16 protein-coding genes are annotated in these 20,014 nt (G+C 59.1%); 8 read left to right on the top strand and 8 right to left on the bottom strand.

The window, feature by feature from the left end; genetic code table 11:
* Positions 1-47: 47 nt before the first annotated feature.
* The 7 genes from VN622_01570 to VN622_01540 form a co-directional block, all read right to left on the bottom strand.
* Entirely contained in the window at positions 48-590 is a 543-nt protein-coding gene (locus VN622_01570) for a DUF2911 domain-containing protein (GenBank protein HWR34542.1), read from the bottom strand.
* 70 nt (positions 591-660) lie between these two features.
* Positions 661-1,947, bottom strand: a complete 1,287-nt coding sequence (locus VN622_01565; protein ID HWR34541.1) for an SMP-30/gluconolactonase/LRE family protein — start codon at positions 1,945-1,947, stop codon at positions 661-663.
* 185 nt (positions 1,948-2,132) lie between these two features.
* Positions 2,133-3,938, bottom strand: coding sequence for an acyl-CoA dehydrogenase family protein (locus VN622_01560; protein ID HWR34540.1), 1,806 nt, complete (start codon positions 3,936-3,938; stop codon positions 2,133-2,135).
* 55 nt (positions 3,939-3,993) lie between these two features.
* Positions 3,994-5,205 carry an acetyl-CoA C-acyltransferase gene (locus VN622_01555; GenBank protein HWR34539.1) on the bottom strand — a complete coding sequence of 404 codons (1,212 nt, stop codon included), beginning with the start codon at positions 5,203-5,205 and terminating at the stop codon, positions 3,994-3,996.
* Positions 5,206-5,279: 74 nt separating this feature from the next.
* Complete coding sequence (locus VN622_01550) at positions 5,280-7,739, bottom strand: 3-hydroxyacyl-CoA dehydrogenase NAD-binding domain-containing protein (protein HWR34538.1); 2,460 nt, start codon at positions 7,737-7,739, stop codon at positions 5,280-5,282.
* Positions 7,740-8,120: 381 nt separating this feature from the next.
* Positions 8,121-8,816: a VIT1/CCC1 transporter family protein gene (locus tag VN622_01545; GenBank protein ID HWR34537.1), complete on the bottom strand. Its 696-nt coding sequence runs from the start codon at positions 8,814-8,816 to the stop codon at positions 8,121-8,123.
* Between the two features lie 17 nt (positions 8,817-8,833).
* On the bottom strand, positions 8,834-9,424 hold the full coding sequence (locus VN622_01540; GenBank protein HWR34536.1) for an NUDIX domain-containing protein: 591 nt from the start codon (positions 9,422-9,424) through the stop codon (positions 8,834-8,836).
* A 228-nt stretch (positions 9,425-9,652) separates the two neighbouring features.
* Here VN622_01540 and VN622_01535 point away from each other — a divergent pair, with 228 nt between their 5' ends.
* The 5 genes from VN622_01535 to VN622_01515 all read left to right on the top strand — a co-directional run bounded on the left by VN622_01535 (position 9,653) and on the right by VN622_01515 (position 14,401).
* A complete protein-coding gene (locus VN622_01535; GenBank protein ID HWR34535.1) occupies positions 9,653-10,567 on the top strand; it encodes a histone deacetylase in 915 nt (304 codons plus the stop codon).
* An 84-nt stretch (positions 10,568-10,651) separates the two neighbouring features.
* Positions 10,652-11,578 carry a patatin-like phospholipase family protein gene (locus tag VN622_01530; protein HWR34534.1) on the top strand — a complete coding sequence of 309 codons (927 nt, stop codon included), beginning with the start codon at positions 10,652-10,654 and terminating at the stop codon, positions 11,576-11,578.
* Positions 11,579-11,708: 130 nt separating this feature from the next.
* Positions 11,709-12,551 carry a transketolase gene (locus VN622_01525; GenBank protein HWR34533.1) on the top strand — a complete coding sequence of 281 codons (843 nt, stop codon included), beginning with the start codon at positions 11,709-11,711 and terminating at the stop codon, positions 12,549-12,551.
* A gap of 47 nt (positions 12,552-12,598) precedes the next feature.
* Complete coding sequence (locus tag VN622_01520) at positions 12,599-13,564, top strand: transketolase C-terminal domain-containing protein (protein ID HWR34532.1); 966 nt, start codon at positions 12,599-12,601, stop codon at positions 13,562-13,564.
* A 39-nt stretch (positions 13,565-13,603) separates the two neighbouring features.
* Positions 13,604-14,401: a type II CAAX endopeptidase family protein gene (locus VN622_01515; protein ID HWR34531.1), complete on the top strand. Its 798-nt coding sequence runs from the start codon at positions 13,604-13,606 to the stop codon at positions 14,399-14,401.
* Here the strand turns inward: VN622_01515 and VN622_01510 are convergent.
* On the bottom strand, positions 14,398-15,762 hold the full coding sequence (locus VN622_01510) for an MFS transporter (protein HWR34530.1): 1,365 nt from the start codon (positions 15,760-15,762) through the stop codon (positions 14,398-14,400). The genes VN622_01515 and VN622_01510 overlap by 4 nt on opposite strands.
* 104 nt (positions 15,763-15,866) lie before the next feature.
* Here VN622_01510 and VN622_01505 point away from each other — a divergent pair, with 104 nt between their 5' ends.
* The 3 genes from VN622_01505 (at position 15,867) to VN622_01495 (ending at position 19,956) form a co-directional block, all read left to right on the top strand.
* Positions 15,867-18,023 (top strand): M28 family metallopeptidase, encoded by a 2,157-nt coding sequence (locus tag VN622_01505; GenBank protein ID HWR34529.1) that lies wholly within the window; start codon positions 15,867-15,869, stop codon positions 18,021-18,023.
* Positions 18,024-18,181: 158 nt separating this feature from the next.
* Complete coding sequence (locus tag VN622_01500; protein ID HWR34528.1) at positions 18,182-18,385, top strand: hypothetical protein; 204 nt, start codon at positions 18,182-18,184, stop codon at positions 18,383-18,385.
* Positions 18,386-18,525: 140 nt separating this feature from the next.
* Positions 18,526-19,956: a hypothetical protein gene (locus VN622_01495; protein ID HWR34527.1), complete on the top strand. Its 1,431-nt coding sequence runs from the start codon at positions 18,526-18,528 to the stop codon at positions 19,954-19,956.
* The last annotated feature ends 58 nt before the right edge of the window (positions 19,957-20,014 follow it).

Raw genomic sequence — 20,014 nt, 5'->3', positions numbered from 1 at the left:
GCCGCAAGCCGCGCCCTTAGATGCGCCGACGTCACTCGTTGGTGTCCCTACTTTGCTTCCTTGAGCGGCACGCTGAGCTGCGTGTTTTCCCATTGCAGCTTCATCGTTGCGCCATCCGCGCCCGCCTTGTCGAACGAGAACGTCATCTGCTCGACAGGTTGCGCCGTCGCGGTTTTCGTCATGTCCACGCGTGCCAGGTCCTGTTTCTCGTCGTACTGCGTACCCCATTGGCCCGTATTTTCATTGATAATCAGCTTCCAGTTGTCCGCGTCAGGCATCGTGTACAGCGAGTACTTGCCTGCGGGCACGCGCGTGCCGTTGATCATCAGGTCGGCATCGGTAGTGAAAGTGGTAGCCGCATTGGCTCCGGTGCGCCAGACCTTGCCGTAGGGAACCAGTTCGCCCATGATTTTGCGGCCGCGCATGGAAGGTGCGCCGTAATCGACCATAACCTTCTTGCCGTCGGCGAAGGACGTTTCCGCCTGGCGACGCGGACTCAATGGCGGCTTCTTCTCGCCGCCCGCCTGTTGAGCCGCAGCCACACTCACCAGAATCAATACACACAGGAGCAGAACCAGGTTCTTACGCATGTTTCCTCCAAACCTAAAGATGCCCGCTATTGTATCGCTATCGTTTCAGGATGATTACCAGCAGTTAGCATCATTTCAGCCGGATACGCAGGATTTTCGTTTCGTTTGTCGGCGCCGCGATTTCGCCCTTGTTCAACTTGCTGAGCTGTGCGTTGGCGAGCAGGTAGAAGTCATCGCCCACAATTGAACCCGTGGTCGGAATGTCGAACAGCGGATTGCGCGACTCCAGCACTTCGGCGCTCACGATCGCGTCTCCCGAAGCATTCAAATAGAATCTCGCTGCCCGGTCATTGCCAAGACCGTTCTGCACGCCGATCAAGCTGTTTTTGTAGAGATACAGGCCATCAATGTCCGAGGCGGTCACATTTGACGGCTGTGCCAGCTGCGAGATGCCCTTCGTTTTCAAATTGACGATCGAAACACCAGGCCCCCAGCTTGCGACGTACAGCTTACTCTCATCTGCCGAAATCGCAATTCCGTTGGGATACGCGAACGTGTCCGCCGGAAGAAATTGTTCGAGTTCATCGCGGTCGTGCCGGATCACGTATACGCCGCCCGTCTGGCTGTCCGTAACATAGAGATCGCCAGCGCGCGTGAATGCAACATCGTTCAGCAGGTGAGCCGGTTTCGGCTGCAATTCGTATTTCTTGATCAGCTTGCCTGTACGCAGGTCGTACTTGTGAACCGCTGCGCGTCCGGCATTTTCCTTGTCGTGTTCATTGGCGTAGCTGGCCGCCCAAAGCAAACGACGCCTGGCATCGACTTTCATTCCGAGCACTTGCAGCAGACCGTCTTCGCCGCTCTGCTTGAAATCGCGCGTGCGTCCCTGCGCGTCCACCGCAACAATCTTGTGCTTGAAGATGCTACTGACGAACAGGGCCTTGGTTTCCGGATCGTAAGCAATGCCTTCGGCGATTAGGTCGCGCTCGGGCATAGTGAACGCCGGTGTGGCTTGATGCACCGCCCCCGTGCTCGCGTCGAAACGAGCCGCGACGTGCTTGAAGTCAGCGTCGTCGCGCAGCTTGGTAAATAGCTGGTGGCCGCGAGGATCGTAGCCGAGCTTAAGCTCTGCAACTCTTTCCAGCATGGCAAGCGCGTTCGCCTTGTCGCCGGACGCCGCATATATCTGCGCCATCTCCCACATGGTCGGGCCGTGGCCGGGCGCAATTTCAAGCGCTCTCTTCAGCCTCGAAATCGCCGTAGGGAAGTCTTGCCGCTGAAACGCAGCTCCCGCTTCGGAATAGAACTGCTTCAGATTCTTGCCGTAGTAAAGGTCTGCTGGCTTGTCCGCCGCGAAGCCAAAGCATCCGAGCAGAAGCAGCACAGCTGTCAGCTTTCGAAACGTGGGTCGATGCATGTTGATGTTTCCTCCGTGAGGGAAACAGTGTAGACGTGTGAGACCGGAGGAGGTAAGCCCATAACAGGTTCTTTTCGAGCACGCACCAGGAGATGAAGAAAAGGCCCTGGCATCCGCCAGAGCCTGTGACTTGTAAGCTGAACGGTAAGTCGCGAACCGTCATGCGATGACGCGGGATCACGACGTTATGCAATAACGTACTTCCCGGCCTCCAGCACGCGGGTCGCCACTGCTTCCTGCAGCGCGATGACGTTAGCCGGTTCGTACTTTGTCAGGCGACGGAGAATAGCCATCTGCGTCCGCAGCATGTCGCCCTCCGCCACGTCGGCGATCAGCTTCTTTGCCGCCGCCTCCAGTCTTGCCATCGCGCCCGCCAAGTAAACTTGCGTCATCGCAATTGGCAACTTCGCCGCCGCCTCGCCTTGCACGTCGATGATCTTCATCGTCCGCAGCACGCAGGAATCCATTGCGTAAGTTTCGATGACGATGTCCGCGATCGCACCCATGACCTCCTGCCTGTCGGCGATTTGCTGCATATATTTCTGCGAAGCTGCTCCGGCCGTGAACAGCGCAATTTTCCTGGCATTCGTCACCATGGCGCGCTCAGCCGCCATGGGACGATCATCTTCGTCCCCGCCCATCGATGGACCGGACATGATCTCGTCCATCAGTTTCTTGATCGCCGGGAGCAGCGGAAGCTGTCCGCTCATGGCGCGCTTCAACAGCCAACCCGTAATGATTAGACGATTGATCTCGTTCGTGCCCTCGAAAATTCGGTTCACGCGCGAGTCGCGATAAGCGCGTTCAGCCGGATACTCCTCGACGAACCCGTACCCCCCGTAGATCTGCACTTGCTCGTCAACCACGTTGTCGAGCATCTCCGAGCCCCAGACCTTGATGATGGAGCACTCGACCGCGTACTCCTCGATCGCCTTGCGTATCTCCTTCGGCTCGTCTGCCGAGCCCTTCTCGATCTCGCCCAGCGCCACGTCCATCATGCCCACCGTGCGATAAACCATTGCCTCGCCGGCGTAGATGCCAATGGCCATTTGCGCCAGCTTCTCGCGTACCAGTCCGAAGTCGGCGATTGTCTTGCCGAACGCCTTGCGCTCTTTCGCCCACTTGATGGAGCTCTGAATCGCTGTGCGCGCACCGCCCACGCAGCCCGCACCCAGCTTGAAGCGGCCCACATTCAGGATGTTGAATGCGATGACGTGTCCCTTTCCGATCTCGCCCAGCAGGTTGTCGACCGGCACCATGCAATCGTTCAGGATGAGCGGTGCGGTTGACGAGCCGCGAATGCCCATCTTGTGCTCTTCATTGCCGACGCTGAATCCCGGAAAGTCTTTCTCGACCAGGAACGCCGTAAACTTCTCGCCATCGACTTTCGCGAAGACCGTGAACAGGTCGGCGAAGTGCGCGTTCGTGATCCACATCTTTTCGCCGTTCAGAACGTAGTGCTTCCCGTCGGACGAGAGCACGGCCTTTGCGCGGCAGTTCAGCGCGTCCGATCCGCTGGAACTCTCGCTCAGCGCATAGGCGCCGACTATCTGGCCGCTCGCGAGCTTTGGAAGATACTTCTTCTTCTGTTCTTCGGTGCCGAAGTAGACGATCGGCAGCGTGCCGATGCCTACGTGTCCGCCGAAGCTGACCACGAACGAACCGCTCTTCGCGATCCTGTCGGCGATGATGGCCGACGAAACCTTGTCCATCTCCATCCCGCCGTACTCTTCGGGAATATCGACGGACGTCAATCCAAGCTCGCTCGCCTTCTTCAGCAGATCGCGCGAGAGCTGCCAGTCCTTCAATTCGATCTTGTCGGCGTTGGGAATAATTTCGTTGTTGGCGAACTCTTCGGCCGTTTGTGCGATCAACAGGTGCTGTTCATTGAAATCTTCCGGAGTGAATACTTCGCTGATGTTGCCGTCGTCGAGCAGAAAACTTCCGCCCGAAATCTTCTTTTTCGGAACTGCCGAAGCCGTGGTTGCCATCCTCGTTCTCCTCTTGCGGCTTGATGAAAAGCCTCACCCCGTTGTAATCGATTGCTTATTGGATGTTCTCGAATATCCCCGCCGCGCCCATGCCCCCACCGACGCACATGGTCACGACGCCGTACCTTCCGTTGCGCCGCTTCAACTCGCGGATGATCGTCGCCGTCAGCTTCGCGCCGGTGCAACCCAGCGGATGCCCAAGCGCGATTGCGCCGCCGTTCGGATTGATCTTCTTCAGATCGAGTCCCGCTTCCTTGATGACCGCCAATGACTGCGCCGCGAAAGCCTCGTTCAGTTCGATGACATCGATGTCATCCATCGACAATCCCGCAATTTTCAGCGCCTTCGGAATTGCATACACCGGCCCAATGCCCATCTCCTCCGGTTTGTATCCGGCGGTTGCGAATGCCACGTACCGCGCCAGCGGCTTGATACTCAGTGTCTTCGCGCGCTCGGCCGACATCACCACCGTAGCCGCCGCGCCGTCACTCATCTGGGAAGAGTTGCCGGCCGTCGTAATGCCTCTGACATGGAATGCCGCCTTCAGCGCAGCAAGCGCTTCGGGCGTCGTATCCGCGCGTGGCCCTTCATCGACTGTGAAGACAAGCTCCTGGCGTTTCAGCTTCGCCGCCGCGCCGCTGCGTCCCGTTGCCGACGCGCCATTCGCCGGCACCGTGAAGCTCACCGGCACAGGCACAATCTCGTCCGCGAACTTGCCGTCGGCGATTGCCTTCAGCGCTTTCTGGTGGCTCTGGTAACTGAACTCATCGGCCTGCTCCCGCGTAATGCCGTAACGCGTCGCGAGTCGTTCAGCCGTCAATCCCATCGAGAGGTACGCGTCCGGATAGTTCTCCACCAGCCACGGATTGCAGGAAACCTTGTGGCCGCCCATCGGAATCATCGTCATGCTCTCTGTGCCGCCTGCAATGATCATTTCTGCACCGCCGGCCATGATGCGCTCGGCCGCCATCGCGATCGCCTGAAGTCCGCTGGAGCAGAAGCGGTTGATCGTCATGGCCGAGACCTCGACCGGCAGGCCCGCGCGAAGGGAGGCTATGCGGGCAACGTTCATGCCTTGTTCTGCTTCCGGCATGGCGCAGCCCAAAATCACGTCGTCGATCTCGCGCACGTCCACCTGCGGGACAGCCGCGAGCGCGCCCTTAATTGCGATGGCCGCCATGTCGTCCGGCCGCGTCGCCCTTAGTGTTCCCTTGTAAGCTTTGCCGACCGGCGTGCGGACGGCGGATGCAATCACGACTTCACGCATATTCGTCCTGTCCTCTTGCAGCCTGAGCTGCCGCGCTCAGCGACTGCATAGCTCTATAGCTCATCGGCGCAGAGCTAGTTCCTCAAAGGCTTTCCCGTTTTCAATGTGTACTGGATGCGCTCCTGCGTCTTGCGTTCGCCGCAGAGCGACTTGAATCCTTCGCGTTCCAGGTCCAGCAGATATTGTTCGCTCACCGGAGTGCCTGGCGAAACAGCGCCACCGCAGAGTACCTCCGCCACCCTGGTTGCAATCTTCACTTCGTGATCGGTGATGTACTCGCCCTGCCTCATTAGATGGATGCCCAGCTTCAGCGTCGCCAGAATGTTCTCGCCCGGCGCAGGCACATCGGTGCGCATGACCGGAGGCTTGTAGCCGATCTTCACCATTTCTAATGCACGCGCTTTCGCGTCAGACAACACGCGCTCGCGGTTCATCGTGATGTCGTCCTGACGGCCGAGAAATCCCATCGTGCGCGCTTCGTAGGCGCTGGTGGAAACCTTCGCCATCGCGATGGTCTCCAACGCTTTCTTCATCGCCTCCATCAGCTCCACAGACTCGCCACGGCCATCGGGGCGGATGGCCGTCGCCGCATCCACCGCGCGCAGCGTCATCTCTTTGCATCCGCCGCCTCCGGGCAGCAGCCCGACGCCGACTTCCACCAGTCCCATGTACAACTCAGCATGTGGCTGGCGCACCGGCGCATGTAGCGCGACTTCGCATCCACCGCCGAGCGCCATGTTGAACGGCGCGACTACGACGGGCTTCGACGAAAACTTGATGAGCTGCGTCATCCCCTGGAAGCCGCTGATCATCGCGTCGATGTCGTCCCACTCTTCTTCCTGGATCGCCATCAGCAACAGCATGATGTTCGCGCCCACGGAGAAGTGTTGCGCGTCATTGGTCATGACGAATGCGTCGAACTGATCACCCGCGCCGCCGGGCTTCAGTGTTTGCTGAATGAGTTGGGTAATGTCGCCGCCAATCGCGTTCATCTTTGAATGGAACTCGATGCAACCCACGCCGTCGCCAAGATCGATCAGCGATGCGCCCGCGTTCTTCTTCACCACGCCCTTGGACTGCTTGCGTGCGACCTCCACGGACCAGACGCCTGCCGGAACGCTCACTTCCTTGTACCCGGCGCTCGCGAAGTCGAAGTAGGAGCGACCGGAAGCGGTGCCCGCCGCTTCGCTGTACCAGAACTTGTTGCCCGTCGCGAGCAGCTTCTCAGCGTTAGGAGAGATCGCGCGCCCTTCTTTCTTCATGCGCTCGACGGTCCGCGGTACTCCGGCGGCGTCCCATAATTCGAACGGCCCCATCTCCCAGTTGAAGCCCAGCTTCATCGCGCGGTCGATCTCGACAACCGTGTCGGATATCTCAGGGATGCGATTCGCCGCATAGGTCCACAATTCGCTCAGAGCGGTCCACAGGAATTGGCCGGCTTTGTCGAGCTTCGCTCCGTCCATGCCAATCAGTATCCGCAGGCGTTCCGGCAGGCTCTCCACGTTCTTTGCCATCTCGAGAGCGGCAAACTTGGGTTTCAGCTTTGGCCGGTACTCAAGCGTCTTCCAGTCCAGCCCGAGGCGTTCCTCGCCCTGGGCGGTTTTCTGCTTCTTGTAGAAGCCGCCCTTCGTCTTGTCGCCGAGCATCTTGCGCTCAATCATCTGCCGGTAGAAGTCAGGCAGCTTCAGGTCGCCGCGTTCATCGAGCGTGCGCGTGGAAGTGGCAGACCCGGTCGCGTCCGTAGCGGCTGCCGCGCTGGCCGTCATGTTCGTCACCACGTGACCAAGGATGTCGAGCCCCACCATGTCGATTGTTCGGAACGTCGCCGACTTCGGCCAGCCCACAGTCGTGCCCGTGAGCGCGTCGACATCTTCGATTGAGAAATCCAGCTCCTGCATGAGTCGCATCACGTTCAACACGCTGAACGTGCCGATACGGTTGGCAATGAAGTTTGGCGTGTCCTTCGCCCACACGATGCCCTTGCCCAGGCGCAAGTCGCAGAAGTGCGCAACAGCGTCCATCGCGGCGCGATCCGTGGCGGGCGTAGGGATGATCTCCAGCAGGCGCATGTAGCGCGGCGGATTGAAAAAATGCGTACCAAACCAATTGCGGCGGAAGTCCTCGGAGAATCCTTCGGCGATTGACGCAATTGGCAATCCACTCGTGTTCGTGGTAACCATGGTGCCCGGCTTGCGTACCGCTTCCACTTTCTTTAGCAGCTCGCGTTTCGCTTCAAGGTTTTCAACGACGGCCTCGATGACCCAGTCGCACTCGGCGACCCACTTCAGGTTGTCATCGAAGTTGCCAACCGTTACCAGCCTCGCAAGGTTCGGTTCGAAGAACGCCGCCAGCTTCGATTTTTTGGCGCCCTCCAGTCCCATCTCAGCGAAGCTGTTGCGCGCCTTCGCCTCAGCGCCAGGTGGCACGATGTCGAGCAGATAGCAGGGGATTCCGGCGTTGGCGAGGTGAGCGGCGATTCGGGAGCCCATGGTCCCGGCGCCAAGGACGACGACTCTTTCAATCCTCTTCTGCATCAGCGTGCGTCTCCGAAGCATTCGCAAAGGGAGCTGGACGGCAGTGTGGCCGTGAGAAGCGCTCGCGAATGGCATTGTCCGTTAGGGCAGGGAAACTGGCGCGCATACCTGCGCGCTGGCGAACTACTTAGGATTGGATGCGGCACACGTGGGGCATGGCAATTCTTCGCGAGCAAGGTTCTGCCGTTGCAAAGCATTGTGAAATCCCCAGCGCGATAAGGCCCCGAAGAAATGTTCTATAAAGAAAAAAGCCCTGAAAATAGGAGGGGCGCGCATCGAAAATGTGGGGTGAGGATGGCAACGATGCGCGCCGTATTAAGTTGATATAAACATACTGAATGAGCGCTCATTCAGTCAAGCAAATTTCTAAGAATGTGTGACTTACGAGATCCAGCGCGCAATCAGAAAGGCTGCGGCCGCGGCTGTGCCACCGATCACAACCGTTTGTGACGCACTGCGGAGAGGGTTCATCCCGGTAAATCGCCCCTTGATAAAGCCGAAGACGCCAAGCGCCACCAAAGTGACAAAAACAGAAAACCCCAACGCCGAACTCGCAGAGTGGGTCAGCATGTAAGGTGAGAGTGGAATGAGGCCTCCGGCAATGTACGATCCGGCGATTGTTACCGCGCTCCGGTAGGCCCGCTTTGGATCTGGCGCTTCCAACCCGAGTTCGAAGCGCATCATGAAGTCCACCCAATCTTTCGGGCGCCGGCAGAGCGCCGCCACCGCCGGCCCACTTTCGTCGGGAGAAAGTCCATATGTCTGGAACACCTCCGTGACTTCGTCGGCTTCTTCTTGCGGTTTCTCGCTGACCTCGCGCACCTCGCGTTCGCGCTCGCTGACGTAGTGTTCGGCGTCGCTGCGGGCAGCCATGTAGCCGCCCAATCCCATTGCAATCGATCCCGCGGCTATTTCCGCCAAGCCGGCCACTACCACGATTCGACTCACATCGATCGCGCCGGTCAGTCCGGCGGCAAGGGCGAAAGGTACGGTCAGCCCGTCGGCCATTCCGATTACGACATCGCGCACGGTAGCGCTCGACGTGAAGTGCTTCTCTATGTGCAACGTTTGTGGCAAGAATTCCCTCCGCGGACTCAGCCGCGCTTCGTATCGTTCTTGGGTCGAATCTTTTGGCCTGCTGGACGCCCGGGCTTTCCCCGATGACCGGGATTCCCCGAATGCGCGACGTCTCCGCTACGCCCCTGCGCGGGTGGAACCAGCGCACGCTCGTGCAGGTCAGGGTTGTTGCGCACGTATTCCAGTGCCAGCTTTGCAACCTCGCGTTCGCCTTTGTAGCTAAGCTTGCGAGGAGCATCCTCCAGCGGCAGCCAATCCGCCTGGCGAACCTCTATGCGCATCTCTGGCGCAATCTCGCCGAGTTTTCCCGAGCGATAGATGAACAGGTAAAAGCTTACGACTTTGAATACGCGCTCGCGACCGCCCCATGTGCGTTGGTAGAAGTACTTGATGTCCGTAAGTTTTGCAATGCGCCGGACGCGCACGCCTGTTTCTTCGAAGACCTCGCGAGCCGCGGCCTGCTCGGGACGCTCGCCTGGATCGACCGCGCCTTTTGGCAACGCGAAGATGGTCTTCTGTTTCGCGCCAGGCTTGGCCGCGTCGTCGCTGTTTCGTGTTTCTGGTTCGATAACGGCCACATGCCAAGCGCCTCCTAAGAAGCGCAGCACGATACCTCCAGCCGAAATTTCGCGAACGGTCGTCAGAACCGGCCTCTCCTTGGAAATGCGAAGCAGGCTAGTGTTACAGACGCGACGCCTGCCTGACAAGCATCTCTGCGGCAGCCCCCGACCGGCTTCAAAACAGCCGAGACGCTCTCGTGGCAAGGCTTTCACGCATCCACATTATGTTTACAATGACGGACGGCTTGTCGGTGGCCGGCTACCACTCGAAGTTGAATGACTAGCACACTCTACTACTGCGATCATCACGAAATCCCGCTTCCGGAAGGGCACAGGTTCCCCGTCCGCAAGTATCGTCTGCTCCGTGAACTGCTCATGGGGGACGGCCAGTTTTCGTTCGTTGCCGCGCCGTTTGCTCCAGTCGAGACTCTCAAGCTCGCGCACGATTCGGAGTACGTCGACCAGTTCCTCGCCGGCGCCTTGCCGGCACAAGTGCAGAGGCGAATAGGTTTTCCATGGTCAGAGCAGCTGGTAAGTCGCACACTGGCCAGCGTGGGCGGAACGCTCGCCGCAGCCGCCCGAGCCATCGCATTTGGCTTCGGAGGCAATCTCGCCGGCGGCACGCATCACGCGTTCCGCAATCAAGGTGCCGGGTTTTGCGTATTCAATGACATTGCCGTTGCTGTTCACTGGCTGAGAAAGCAGCACGGCTTGCATCGTGCCGCCGTTATCGACCTCGACGTTCACCAGGGCGATGGCACCGCGCTCATCTTCGAGCACGACCCGAATGTGCTTACGTTGTCTGTTCACGGACGCAAGAATTTTCTGTTCCGCAAGCAGCGCAGCAAGATCGATGTCGAACTGGAAGATGCCGTAGCCGACGAGGAATACCTTGCTGCCGTGGAGAACGTGTTGCCGCGCGTATTCGAGTTCGTGCCGAAGGTCATCTTCTACCAGTCCGGTGTCGATCCGCTCGATTGCGACCTGCTCGGCAGGCTCGCCGTCACCACAGACGGACTTCGCCACCGTGATCGCCTCGTGTTGCAGGCCTGCCGTGCTGCGCACGTGCCTGTTGTAGTGACTCTCGGCGGCGGCTATGGCGACCCGATCGAGCGGACGGCCGAGGCGCACGCCAATACTCTTCGGATTGCCCACAAGCTATACGCCGAAGGCAGCCAGCAGCTTAGGTAGCATCAAGGGTGCGGCCATGTAGTGCATCGCAGCGCAAGGGCTCTGCATCCTAAGTAGCGAGGCCACACTGAGCCGCAGCCAACCGTGAATCCGTTTTCGAAGTTCGCCAGGTCCTTCCGCGCTTTCACCACAGAACTTAATCGCCGCCCTGCGCCGTCGCTTCCCGCGCCCTACCAGCGTCCCAAGCTCGGACTGGCGTTAGGTGGCGGATTCGCGCGCGGTATCGCCCACATTGGCGTTCTCAAGGTATTGGAAGAAGAAGGCATTCCGGTGGATTTCGTCGCCGGAACGAGTGTTGGTGCGATCATCGGTGCTGCTTATTGCAGCGGAGTTTCTGCCCGTCAGTTGGAGGAGATTTCTTCGCTGGTGCGCTTCCGCGACTTTGCGCGCTGGACACTCTCGCGCTACGGCTTCTGCAACAACGATCGCATGGAAACCTTCCTCAGCCGCATCGTGCGGGCAAAGACCTTTGAGGAACTCAAGACTCCACTCGCCATCGCCGCCACCGATTTCATTACCGGCGAAGGCGTTGTCTTCCGCTCGGGCCCGCTTCTCGGACCTGCTCGCGCCAGTTGCGCCTATCCCGGGATGTTCCTCCCGGTGGAACTCGATGGCCGAATGCTGGTGGACGGCATGCTCGCGCACGCCGTGCCCACGTTACCTTTGCGCGACATGGGCGCAGACCGCGTCATTGGCGTTTATCTCAGCGCGCATTGGGTTCAGCTACGCGGGCCTCGTCACCTGTTCGATGTTATCGGCCAGTGCTTCTCAATCGCACAGGCACGAATGACAGGGTACTGGAAGGCGTATGCCGACCTCGTGCTCGAACCCAATGTAGACGGATTTTCCTATGACGCGTTTGACCGCTCTGGCGAGCTGATCAGCGTCGGTGAGGAATGTATGAGACAGGCGCTGCCCGGAATACGCAAGTGGATGGAAGAGCCGCCGCAGGCGCTTCCGCAACTCGCACGCGGTACCAAGGCCGGGAGCGTTCCCGCGCCAGCGGCGTAACTCACAACACCCCTGTGATGTTGACACCGTCGGACCCATGATCAGACTGTTCGCCTGTGTGGGCCAGTGCGCATCAATAGATTGCGCCCTTCCATCTGCCCGCCAGCAGAAGCCAGGAGAGTCGACTTTCATGACAGCTCAACGGATCGAATCCATCGATGAACTCAAGCGTCTGTCGAACCGGTTGCGGATTGACATCGTCAGGATGATTGGTGCCGCCGGCAGCGGGCATCCGGGCGGTTCCTTGTCGGAAGTGGAGTTGCTCGCCGCTCTCTATTTTCGCGTGCTGCATCATGATCCCGCTCGCCCGGACTGGCCTGACCGCGACCGCTTCATCCTTTCTAAGGGCCATGGCGTCCCCGCGCTTTATGCCGTACTCGCGGCGGCCGGATACATCGATGCGGCATTGCTGCCGACACTGCGCAAGCTAGACTCGCCTTTGCAGGGACATCCGGATCGACGCATGTTGCCCATTCTTGAGGCTTCAACCGGCTCGCTCGGGCAGGGAATTTCCATCGGCATAGGAATGGCGCTTGCGGCAAAGCTCGACAACAAGGACTTTCACACTTTCGTCATGGTAGGTGACGGAGAAATCCAGGAAGGCCAGAACTGGGAGGCCGCCATGTTTGCGTCCGCCCACAAGCTGAACAACCTGACTGTCATTCTGGACAACAATAAGCAACAGCTTGATGACTGGACCGAGAAAATTGTTCGCGTAGAACCCCTGTCGGAAAAGTTTCGCGCCTTCGGCTGGAATGCTGTCGACATCGACGGTCATAACTTCGCGCAGGTCATCCCCGCACTCGAGCAGGCTCGCGCCAACATGAGCGAGAGGCCAACGGCAATCATCGCCAGCACCGTCAAAGGCAAGGGCGTGTCATTCATGGAAAACAACGTGAAGTGGCACGGCGTAGCTCCCAAGCCCGAAGAAGTGGAAGCCGCAGTGAAAGAACTCGAAGCGAAGTTCGCGTAAATCACAAACGCACAATCAACGGCCAGCGTGAACACGGAAGCGTGAACATGACAACTATTAGCACCAAATTCGAAATGAAGATGGGTGTCGCGACTCGCGAAGCTTATGGACAAGCGCTGGCCGAGCTTGGCCGCACGAATCCGAGCCTCATCGTACTCGATGCCGACCTTGCAAAGTCCACCTTCAGCGCCACCTTCGCTAAGGAGTTTCCCGACCGCTTCTTCAGCGTTGGTATTGCAGAAGCCAATATGGTCGGAATCGCAGGCGGACTCGCGCTGGCCGGCAAACTGCCATTTGCCTCGTCTTTCGCTGTGTTCCTCTGTGATAAGGGCTACGACCAGTTACGGATGTGCGCGGCGTATCCACACGTTAATGCCAAGTTCGTCGGATCGCATGGCGGCATTTCCATCGGCGAAGACGGTCCGAGCCAGCAGTCGGTCGAGGACTTCGCTCTTGCCTGCGCGCTTCCCGGTTTTACCGTACTGTGTCCAGCTGACGAGTTTTCTACGCGTGCGCTCGTCAAACAGATGGCGGAGCTGGTCGGCCCGTGCTACATGAGAACCGGCCGCGCCAAGGCGCCGATCATCTATTCCGCAGCTGATACTTTCCAGATCGGCAGAGCCAAGTTACATGGCATTGGACGCGACGTTGCCATCGTTGCGTGTGGTTTCGAAGTTGGGTACGCGCTCCAAGCGCAGGCGCAGTTGCAGGAAGAGGGAATCGCCGCCCGCGTTCTCGATATGCACACGCTCAAGCCGCTGGACCACGAAGCGATTGCGCTGGCCGCCAGCGAGTGCGGTGCCATCGTTACCGCAGAAGAGCACTTGCTCGATGGCGGTCTCGGTTCGCGGGTCGCACGTTCCGCAGCTATGTCACGTCCCGTGCCCATCGAATTCGTCGGCATCAACAACACCTACTCCGAGAGCGCCACGCCCGAGCAGTTAATGGAGAAATACGGGCTTGCCGCTCCTTACATCGTCGAAGCCGCAAAAAAAGTCGTGAAGCGAAAGTAATCGCGCTCTATATTCGGAAGCAGGAGCGCTCTTCCATCAATGAAGAAAGCCAGATCACTGCAGATTCTCGGCGGGTTCACCGTTCTATTCATCTGTTACCAGGCCCCGCAGGGCATCTACGACTACTTGCTGCCAAATCGCCTGGTCTGGCTGGCCGTCAGCGCGGTGTTCTTTCTGGTCGCCTATTTCGTCAGTTGCGCAATGGGGACCGATGGCCTGCGTGGATACTACTTTCTTCTTCACCGTGGTTGGTGGTTCAACCTGATCGTAGGATTGGCGATTGGCATCGCGTTCTCCGCCTTCGCCCAGCTTATCGGCAACAGGGCCGGTCTTTATGCCGTGGATGCTTTCGTCCCGCTGCGGGCGCTGTTGCTGCCCATGCTGGGCATTGCCGTCGGCTCATTCTTCGCTTCGGCTTCGGAAGATGTGCTGACCCGATCCTATGTGCTCCGAAACGGCAATTGGCGTACCGGCGCCGTGTTCGTCGTTGTCTCGGCGCTGATCTTCGTCCTCAATCACATCTACGTGCTCGATCGTGGAATCGCATTGTGGACGTTCCTCTTCGTGCTCGGAATCGCATTTGCGTGGCCACTCTACGTTACGCGTTCCGTTTGGCTCACGGTGGGGATGCACTGGGGATGGAACCTGGTGTACCACTACACGAATATCGGCATGCAGACGCACGAATTGGAGTCCGGGCGTACTGGCACGTGGATTTCGGCCGTGTGCGCCGCTGGCATGTTCGTTGCGGGCGCTCTGGCGGCTCGTGCGTTGCCGAAAGCGGCTGCAAACAATCAGCCCGCAGATGCCTGTGCGCGGTGCGTGCTGCCGCGCTAGTCCACGCACCTCAACTCAGTACGCGTGTAGTAGATCGCAATCGTCGCCACAAGTGCGATCGAGGATAGTGCTGCGATTGCGACGGGCGCGGTAAGCGTTTCCGCCAGAGAACCGGCAAGCAAACTGCCTATGGGAGCAAAGCCCAGGAAAGCAGTCGCGTACATGCTCATCACCCGGCCACGCATTTCGTCGGCAGAAAGATGCTGGAGCAGCGTATTCACCGTTGCGACCATCAGCACCATGCAATAACCGATCCCCGCCAGCAGTATCGAGGAAAGTATGAAATTTCGCGAGAACGTGAACAGGATGATGAAGACATAGAACGAGACTGCCGCGCGAACTACGAATCGTCCACGACACGGGATGCTTCTGATATAGGCGATGGTGGCCGCGCCAAGGAACGCGCCAACTCCTTGCGAGGCCAGCAGCAACCCAAAGCCACGCTCCCCGAGGTGCAGCAGTTCTTTCGCAAACAGAGGTACAAAGATCACGAATGGGATACCGAAGACGCTTGCCAGCATTACAAGCACAAGCAGTAGCAGCATCTCCTTGTGATCGAAGATGTACCGGAAGCCTTCTCCCAGCGTTTCCCAGAGTGTCGTACTGCCGTTCGCGGGATACACCGGCGGATAAGTGATCTGAGCCAGTGCGATCAGCACGGCTACAAAGCTCAACGCATTCAGGAAAAAGTTTCCGGAAATGCCGAGCCAGGCCATGGCAAATCCTCCCAGCGTTGGCCCTAGCACCCTCGACATATTGAATTGCGCAGAGTTCATCGCGATGGCGTTCGCCAGGTCTTCACGCGGTACAAGTTCCGGCACTAGCGCCTGGTAGCTCGGAGAATTCAGCGACATCGCCAGTCCGTTGATGAACGCGAGAAGTACGATCAAGGGAATGTTCACGACGTGCGTAAATGTGATTCCCCACATCGCAAAAGCCGTCAGCATCATCGCGGACTGTGTCCACATCATCAGCTTGCGCTTATCGAGGCGGTCGGCAATCACGCCGCCGATCATGGTGAACACCAACATAGGCGCTGAAGCGGCAAAGCCTATCACCCCGAGCCAGAAGGCCGAGTTATTTGGTGCGAGTTGCAGCACCAGCCAGCCCTGCGCGACGCTCTGCATCCACGTCCCAATGTTCGATAGGAAATTGCCGCCCCAGAAGAGGCGAAAATCGCGATGCCGCAGCGCCCTTACGACGTGCGGCATGGTCACTGAGCCTGGCGCAATCTGCGGAGCAACGGTCTCGTCCGATGCAATGGATTGCAAGGCGCGGTCGTCCGTAGCGCCGGAGCTTACGTCTTCGCCCGGTAAGTAGGATTGCTCTTCTTTTGTGTCGCCGCGTCTGCTTTCGTCCAAGTCGAGGTCCCTTCGCGTTTGTACCGCGCCTTTCCTAGTGTAAGCTGTAGCGTTCTTTTTGCGTTCACGCGTGTGACCAAAAGTCTCCGTTAGCCAGGAGCGCTATGAAGCGCCTATTTGCCGCTGTTCTCATCCTTGCACTTCTCGCACCCGCCGCTCCCGCGCAGCAGTCGGACACCAGGTTTGCAGCTTCTGCCATCACTGGATTTCGCAACGCTGCCGTGCAGCGGCAACTGGAAGAGCGCTTCATGGCCGTGCCCGATCCCAAAATGGCGGAGCAGCACATGCAAACGCTCAGCGCCGCGCCGCACATGTCCGGTACGATCGAGGATTTCAAGACGGCGGAGTACGTTGCCCAGCGCTTCCGTGAAGCAGGCCTGGAGACGCGCATCGAAGAGTACAAGGTTTGGATGAATTATCCCGTCGAGGTTACTGTGGAGACTTCGGCTCCGCCCACGCTGAAGATGCGAGGGCCAACACCGGAGCGCGTCGCCGATGACCCGTTCCAGAACGACCCGCGCATTGTGATCGCCTTCAACGGCGGTTCGCCTTCCTGCGATGTGGAAGCCGAAGTCGTATACGCCAACTACGGGCGTCCGGAAGACCTCAAGAAGTTGAAGGATTTCAACATAGATGTTCGCGGCAAGATCATCCTTGTTCGCTATGGCCAGAATTTCCGTGGCGTGAAGTCGTTCGTCGCCGAACAGGCCGGCGCAGCCGGGGTCATCATCTACTCCGATCCCGCTGATGACGGTTTTTTCCGTGGCGATATGTATCCTCGTGGACCGTATCGTCCGGAAACGGGCGTGCAGCGCGGATCGATCGAGTACATGTTTCAGTATCCCGGCGACCCAACGACGCCGGGCATTGCCTCTGTTCCAACGCTGCCTGACTCGCGCCGCACTCCGCCCGAGAAGGCGGCGAACCTGCCAAAGATCCCAACCACGCCACTTTCGTATGCCGACGCGCAGCCACTCCTGGCGAATCTCGCTGGGCCGGAGTCGCCCCGCGAATGGCAGGGCGCGCTTCCGTTCACTTACCACGTCGGCCCCGGTCCCGTCCGCGTGCGCATGCACCTCAAGCAGGATTACAAGTACCGCACCATCTGGAACGTAGTTGGCACGCTTCGCGGCAGCACCTACCCGGATGAGTGGGTTGTCGCCGGTAATCATCGCGACGCATGGGTGTACGGCGCAGTCGATCCGGTCAGCGGAACAGCTGCAATGCTGGAGGCGGTTCACGGCCTCGGAACGCTAATCAAGGCTGGTTGGCGGCCCAAGCGCACGATTGTTTTTGGAAGCTGGGATGCCGAAGAACAGGGTTTGATGGGCTCCACTGAATTTGCCGAGCAATACGCCGCTCAGCTCAGGGATGCGGTGGCATACTTCAATACCGACGTTGCGGTGGCCGGCCCTAACTTCGGAGCCTCCGCCGTTCCCAGCCTGAAGCAGTTCATTCGCGACATCACGCGTGCCGTGCCAAGCCCGAGGGGCGCGAACGTGTACGAGGTGTGGCGAACCACGGTTGAACGAGGGCGCAAGCCTTCACAGCAAAATCCCGACGTAAGCGGGCTGCCGCGCCGTGCGCCTGCCGCCGAGACCACCGAAGACGTTCATATTGGCGATCTCGGCAGTGGCTCCGACTACACCGCCTTTTTGCAACACTTCGGCGTGCCGTCCACCGACGTGGGCTCCGGTGGCCCATACGGCGTCTATCACTCTGTCTTCGACAACTTCGCGTGGTTCAAGAAGTTCGGCGACCCAACGTTTGCCTACGAACAGCAGATGGCGCGCATCCTTGGCCTTGAAGTGCTTCGCATGGCCGAGGCCGATGTCTTGCCCTACGATTACGCGCAGTACGGAAAGGAAATCATCAGCTACATAGAGGCGGCTCGCAAGCGCGCCGAAGAGAGCAGTCTTCCATTAACCGCCTTCGCTGAACCTTTGGAAGCTGCGCGAAGATTTCAGGCCGCTGGCAAATCGACTTGGGATTTGCAGCGGAATCGCACCGCAAATCTGCCGGCCCTGAACTCTGCTTTGCGCGCCGCCGAGCGCGCACTGCTTACCGAAGGGCTTCCCAACAGGCCGTGGTTTCGGCACGCCATCTACGCTCCTGGCGAATACACCGGATACGCCGCGGTTGTTATCCCAGGGGTGAACGAAGCAATCGACAAGAACGATGCGGAACGCATGAACAAGCAGTTAGCTACGCTAAAGGCGGCGCTCAATCGGGCTGCGGCCGCGCTTGAAGGCGCGAAGTAGATGGGTGCGCCCATCAGAATATGTGGCGTAATTTGTACCGTCATCTCTGACCGACTTCATCGGCTCAGTCCCTTATGCGCGGCCAGCGTTATTTCCTTAAGAGCGCTTAAGGCGTTGCTCGTATTTTCATTCGACTCGAGCAGGAGTATTCCTGCCCTATGTACCCCGCCATGCATCGCTTCATTGAAGCCCACGATCGCTACCTTGCGCTCGACCGTGTCCGTACGGAGTGCCGCACTCCGCATGAGCGTGAACTCCTCCACATAGAGATCATGCAGGCGTATCTCGAAGTACAGTTCCGGGCAACGCAGATCGCCGGGTTGCAATACGCCGAGGGCATGGACTTCGCCAACTTGCACTGAGATCGTTACTCGTAGTCCTTAAAGGGCGTGGATCGCACCAACTGCTGCTTTCCTCTGGCCACCTTATGCTCCGAATCTGCGTCTAAATACCTGCTGCTTCTGCATGCCGCTACATCGAACTTTATTGAACAGGTGTTTTGATGCCACTGGCACGCATCCGAACGGATGACCCCCAGGCTGTTTCGCAGCTCGTCGCGGAACTGTGTGCCGCCGGTTTTGAACTCGAGTACGTGCATCCGCTTCAGAAGTGTGCGACCGAAGCAGACCTGGAAGTTCGCGTCGAGCGCCTGGCGACGGACGACGCGATGACGCGCGCCTCCGAACTCAACATGGCAGGTCTTCCTATCTACGTCGCTCCCGGAGTGCTTGGTCGCAATACGGCGTTCGCCACACAGCCGGATTCGCAACCTCTCCGCCGGGACGACCTTTCCCTCTATTCGCCATACGCGGAATCCCTGCGTCTCCGTCGCGATGCTGAGCGGGGCGTTCCTGGATTTATCTCCAAGTTTGGGGGGCTGCTGAGCGTTGTCCGAGCAAAAGCCGCTGAGTGCCTGCAACAGGGAAGCGAGCGACTGCGTGCGGCCCTTGTCGCCCATAGCCATCGCCAGGCCGAACGTCGTGCCTTGCGAGATGCGGAAATTGAAGCACAGGAGCAGGAACGCGCACGTGTGGCAGCACAGTTGCGTACCGCGCAACTCGAACGTGAGCGTTCAGATCGCGAACTGCGGGAACGCTTACAACGCGAGCGCATCGCGAGTCAGTCCATCAAAGAACCGCCGCCTGTGCGCGCCGAAGTTGTCGGCCAGGAGCGCCGAGAGTCGGAAATGGCGCGTGACAAAGTTCTCGCCAGGGAAGAAGCTGCGCGGCGCGCCCATGCGGAAACAGCGCGAAGTGCACCGGAGCAAGCCTCGCATGTTCAGCCGCAGCGTGAAGAGCAACGCCAGCGTGAGTCTTACGTAGAACCTCCAGTTGAGCCAACCGCGACCAACGACCGCAACCGCGAGGAGCAGCAATCGCAGAAAAAGGATTCCCAACAGGAGGCCTCGCAGTCGACGCCGACACACTCTCCCGTGCCGCCGGCCGTATCGAGGGCGAGCGAAGTTGCGGGCTTGAATCCGCCACGGTTTACGCCAGGAATTCGTCCGCCGCACATTCCGGCGACCGGCGCCGTGACGCATTCCGTATCGCGCCAGGGGCTGAGGCAGCGTGCGTATAAGCAAGCAGCCGTTGCTGCCGCGGTGATCACGATCGCCCTTATACTCCTGCTCGCTGCGTTAGCAAACCGCCGCCCCGCCAACCCGCTCGATGTGAAGAAACTCCGTGCCACTTCTTCTATGCAACAGGACAAGCCGTTCGGGCCAGTGAAGATTCCTGCTCCAAATCTGACTTCGTCCCCATCCGGAACTGCGCAAGCGAACTCAACCCGCAGCACTATTCGCAAACCGGCCACGCGAAAGAGCGCCAAGCGGAAGGCGAGTGGTCAGGTTAGGACCCGCCAGTTGCGTCGCTCACAATCAACTCGCAAACCGCAGACACGCGATGGTGTCAGGATCGCCTCAGATCTCGATTGATACAACTGGTGATAACAAAACAGCCGCACACGAGGCGCGGCTCTTTTCGTTGCGGATT

The organism is Clostridia bacterium (genome assembly GCA_035561135.1).
Taxonomy (GTDB): domain Bacteria; phylum Acidobacteriota; class Terriglobia; order Terriglobales; family Acidobacteriaceae; genus DATMYA01.
Note: the sequence above shows the minus strand (reverse complement) of the source record. Positions and strands in the feature narration are given on the sequence as shown.

Coding starts and splice junctions, on each gene's coding strand:
- VN622_01570 (HWR34542.1), bottom strand. CDS start 590: ATGCGTAAGAACCTGGTTCTGCTCCTGTGTGTATTGATTCTGGTGAGT.
- VN622_01565 (HWR34541.1), bottom strand. CDS start 1,947: ATGCATCGACCCACGTTTCGAAAGCTGACAGCTGTGCTGCTTCTGCTC.
- VN622_01560 (HWR34540.1), bottom strand. CDS start 3,938: ATGGCAACCACGGCTTCGGCAGTTCCGAAAAAGAAGATTTCGGGCGGA.
- VN622_01555 (HWR34539.1), bottom strand. CDS start 5,205: ATGCGTGAAGTCGTGATTGCATCCGCCGTCCGCACGCCGGTCGGCAAA.
- VN622_01550 (HWR34538.1), bottom strand. CDS start 7,739: ATGCAGAAGAGGATTGAAAGAGTCGTCGTCCTTGGCGCCGGGACCATG.
- VN622_01535 (HWR34535.1), top strand. CDS start 9,653: ATGACTAGCACACTCTACTACTGCGATCATCACGAAATCCCGCTTCCG.
- VN622_01525 (HWR34533.1), top strand. CDS start 11,709: ATGACAGCTCAACGGATCGAATCCATCGATGAACTCAAGCGTCTGTCG.
- VN622_01520 (HWR34532.1), top strand. CDS start 12,599: ATGACAACTATTAGCACCAAATTCGAAATGAAGATGGGTGTCGCGACT.
- VN622_01515 (HWR34531.1), top strand. CDS start 13,604: ATGAAGAAAGCCAGATCACTGCAGATTCTCGGCGGGTTCACCGTTCTA.
- VN622_01505 (HWR34529.1), top strand. CDS start 15,867: ATGAAGCGCCTATTTGCCGCTGTTCTCATCCTTGCACTTCTCGCACCC.
- VN622_01500 (HWR34528.1), top strand. CDS start 18,182: ATGTACCCCGCCATGCATCGCTTCATTGAAGCCCACGATCGCTACCTT.
- VN622_01495 (HWR34527.1), top strand. CDS start 18,526: ATGCCACTGGCACGCATCCGAACGGATGACCCCCAGGCTGTTTCGCAG.